4 protein-coding genes are annotated in these 3,149 nt (G+C 38.5%); all 4 read right to left on the bottom strand.

The window, feature by feature from the left end:
• Positions 1-113 precede the first annotated feature (113 nt).
• The 4 genes from IQ228_RS23880 to IQ228_RS23855 all read right to left on the bottom strand — a co-directional run bounded on the left by IQ228_RS23880 (position 114) and on the right by IQ228_RS23855 (position 2,803).
• Positions 114-620: a nucleotide exchange factor GrpE gene (locus IQ228_RS23880; RefSeq protein WP_027401288.1), complete on the bottom strand. Its 507-nt coding sequence runs from the start codon at positions 618-620 to the stop codon at positions 114-116.
• Positions 621-1,396: 776 nt separating this feature from the next.
• A complete protein-coding gene (locus tag IQ228_RS23870; RefSeq protein ID WP_027401289.1) occupies positions 1,397-1,888 on the bottom strand; it encodes a LysM peptidoglycan-binding domain-containing protein in 492 nt (163 codons plus the stop codon).
• Between the two features lie 227 nt (positions 1,889-2,115).
• Positions 2,116-2,292 carry a hypothetical protein gene (locus IQ228_RS23865; protein ID WP_160170596.1) on the bottom strand — a complete coding sequence of 59 codons (177 nt, stop codon included), beginning with the start codon at positions 2,290-2,292 and terminating at the stop codon, positions 2,116-2,118.
• 109 nt (positions 2,293-2,401) lie between these two features.
• On the bottom strand, positions 2,402-2,803 hold the full coding sequence (locus IQ228_RS23855; RefSeq protein ID WP_236630476.1) for a TerD family protein: 402 nt from the start codon (positions 2,801-2,803) through the stop codon (positions 2,402-2,404).
• Positions 2,804-3,149 lie beyond the last annotated feature (346 nt).

The raw sequence follows: 3,149 nt of genomic DNA, 5'->3' as shown, positions 1-3,149 counted from the left end.
AGTGGGGGGAGTGGGGGGAGTGGGGGAGAAAGAATTTTCCCAATTACTAATTACCAATTACCAATTACCAATTACCCATTACCCATTACCAATTACCAATTACCCATTACCAATTACCCATTACCCATTCCATTACCATTATCTGATTTAGCAGTAATGACTTCTGTGGGACGGAGAACTTTTTCACCTAAATGAAATCCGCGACGGACAATTTTAGTAATTGTTTGGTCTGGGATATCTGTTCTTTCTTCCCGGTCAATGACGCGACATAAGTTAAAATCTGGTTCTGTTCCTTTTTGTAATTCTATAGGTAAAAGTTGGTGCTTTCCTAAAACACCGAGAAACTTGCGATTAACTGCACCTATGGATCTGGGTAGACGTTCTATAAATTCTGGACTAGGACTAGGATTGTTTTCTAGATAGTCTAATAAAGCTTCTAAGGCATCAGCAACTTCTAAAAGTTCCAAGAATAAATCTTCTGTTTGGGCTGTAGTTTTAATTTGCTGTTCTCTCAAAGACTGCTGTAATAACACATTGTCTTTTTGCAGAACGCCGAGTTTTTGTACGAGTAATTCTCGTAATTCTACGCTAATCAGATAGTTGGGGGATAGATCAGGCACGGGAAATCTCTTTAGATAGCACAGCTAGAATTTTGTTAGCCTAAGTGTTGATTTGGGAATGAGGATGATTACGCAAAATTTGACTCAGAGCGATCGCTCTTTGTAATTGTCCACCCATTTGATAAGCTTTAATTAACCACATTTGGGCTTGAATATAATTTTGGCTATTACGCTCTTGACAACCTTGACAGTAATCTTCTAAATATTTTATAAGAAGATAGGCTAAAAACCCCGGAATTGATCCCTAAAAATCCCCAAAATTTTTAGGGATCAATGTCTTGTCAGCCGGGGATGAAAGCTGTAAGAGGGGATTTATCACTGGGGGATAAATTGATCATATTTGATGTTATCATCGCAGATGACAGGAAAGGTAATCAACCTGTATAAAAACCTAACTGGGGGACAACGTACCTTGAAACCAAAACTCTGTAACCATTTCAATCCTGTTAAGTAGGTTGGCGTTGAAAATTGTCGTTATGGCAAGGCAAGAGGCAAGAGTGAAGAGGGTTTGGGCGATTTTACGTTTCTTTACACAGTTTGGTTTTATTGTGTTCACCTACTTAGACATAAAAAGATACATATCAATTTCCACCCTTATTGATTCTATTGTCAATAATCTCGGTCGAAAAATCCTATTTTACAAGAAAGACTGGGAAGTTTGAAAGCCCCTGAGAAACAGAAACTCCAGTTCCGTCTTTCGTGCTACAGACAGGGGATGAAAAACGACTCGTGCGTGCAAAACCCGAAGGGTGGAAAAGTAGTGACCTCAACTATCTTCATGGGCTTTTCCTTTGACAGCTACTAGGAATTTTCAACACCTGATCTATATCTAACTGATTTTCCCGTTTTTGTAATTCAGGATTAGCGGCAACGATTAATTGCCAATCAGTAGATTTACTACAAAATTTTCCTGCAATACTACTAAGGGTATCTCCTGATTTTACGGTATAAGTGGCTAGTGGTGGGGCTGGTTTAGGAATTACAGGAGTAATTACAGGAGGAGTGAGATTAGTAGTAGTAACTGTAGGTTTAGGAACTGTTGCAGTATATATAGCCGTTTGCAGGGCAAAAAAACTACCTGCTGCACCAATAGTAATGCCTATTATCAGCATGAAAATGGCAATACTTGTTGTCCAAGATTTCGGACGCTGGGGTAATTCTGCCAAGGAACGGATTAGAGAAACATCAGTGTCACAATGAGGACAACTGTTGCTCTCAATTCCTTTATACCCACAAACCGGACAGTCAATTTTAGTTTTGGTGTTCATCGTGTAAGTCCCGTGATAATGTTATTACTGGGTAATTCTTGATTTAACCAATGTTATACATCTGGTTGTAATTCCCGCCATAAACGATCTGCTTCATTACTATCATCACCTGTAGCTGCATTCAACATCCGAGAGATTTTGTCAAACATGGCATTAGTTTGGCTTGGTGCAACGGCTTTGGCTTGTTGGATGGCGAGAATACAACCTTGTACTATAGCTGTACCTCATCAGTCTTTTCTAGTTTCCTGACTGTGATACTCCATTGACGAGAGATTATTAGTATTAATAGCAAATTGTAATTCTTGACTCAAGTTTCGCAATCTTTCTTGCTGAAGTTGGGGAATCATAAAACCGCAGAAGTTAATCATGCGATCGCACTCATTCACCGCCAAAATCATACACATGAAAATAATTTGTAATTAAGTTTTAGATTTATGTTGACGAATAGCTTTATTCATGGAAATAATTTGTCCTACATGAAAAGAAGGAGGCATTAAACTATGAATCCGATGATCAAGTCCATCGTGCATGACATCCTGTCATGCCGCTATACTCTTTCCCAGAGAGGTTATATCTAGCTAATTCTTTATTATTAGCTGCATTCACCAATCTAACAAAAGCATTGTCAACTTGAGTAAAATCTTGTTTACGAGCAATACAATCGTAAATATTGATGACGAAGACTAATTTAGCAATATCAGCAGGAATGGGAGGTAAATCAATAATGATTACTTCGTCATCACCAGTGCCAGTTAAATTGTCTCCTGTATGGACGATTGATCCTGATAAATGTTGAAGATTACCAAAGTAGATGATGTTTTCTTTGTCTGTTAATTTACCATTAGCATCCAAGCAAACTACAGAGGCATCTAGATCATGGTCATGACCACCACCAAAACTTCTAAAAAACGTCACAGCCCAGTTAAATTTTGTATGCTGCCATGAAAGACATCATAATTAATACTTATTTCAGCATATAGATATTAAAAAGGCAAGTCACATTTTGGAAATATCCGCAAACACTTAAGAATAGCAAGTCCAAAATAAAATCTGTAGTTTCTCGATGAGCGATAGCGAAGCGCTGCTGCAAGCAGTTCGCCGGATAAAACCCCAATTTAGTTTTATGCTGGAATATTGACACTCCCCGGTCTAAAGACACGGGGATTCTTAATCGAATAATTGCAAACACAACTGCTCGAATAATATCCGCTTTTCAGGTATTACCTTAGATGTACGGTTCCCCGCCTGATGCCGTTTGCCA

Source organism: Dolichospermum sp. LEGE 00246 (assembly GCF_015207865.1).
GTDB classification, from domain to species: domain Bacteria; phylum Cyanobacteriota; class Cyanobacteriia; order Cyanobacteriales; family Nostocaceae; genus Dolichospermum; species Dolichospermum heterosporum.
The sequence above is the reverse complement of the archived record's forward strand: the minus strand, read 5'-3'. Positions and strand labels throughout refer to the sequence as shown.

Excerpts from the sequence above, each read along its gene's own strand:
- IQ228_RS23870 (WP_027401289.1), bottom strand. The coding sequence starts at position 1,888 with ATGAACACCAAAACTAAAATTGACTGTCCGGTTTGTGGGTATAAAGGA.
- IQ228_RS23865 (WP_160170596.1), bottom strand. The coding sequence starts at position 2,292 with ATGTGTATGATTTTGGCGGTGAATGAGTGCGATCGCATGATTAACTTC.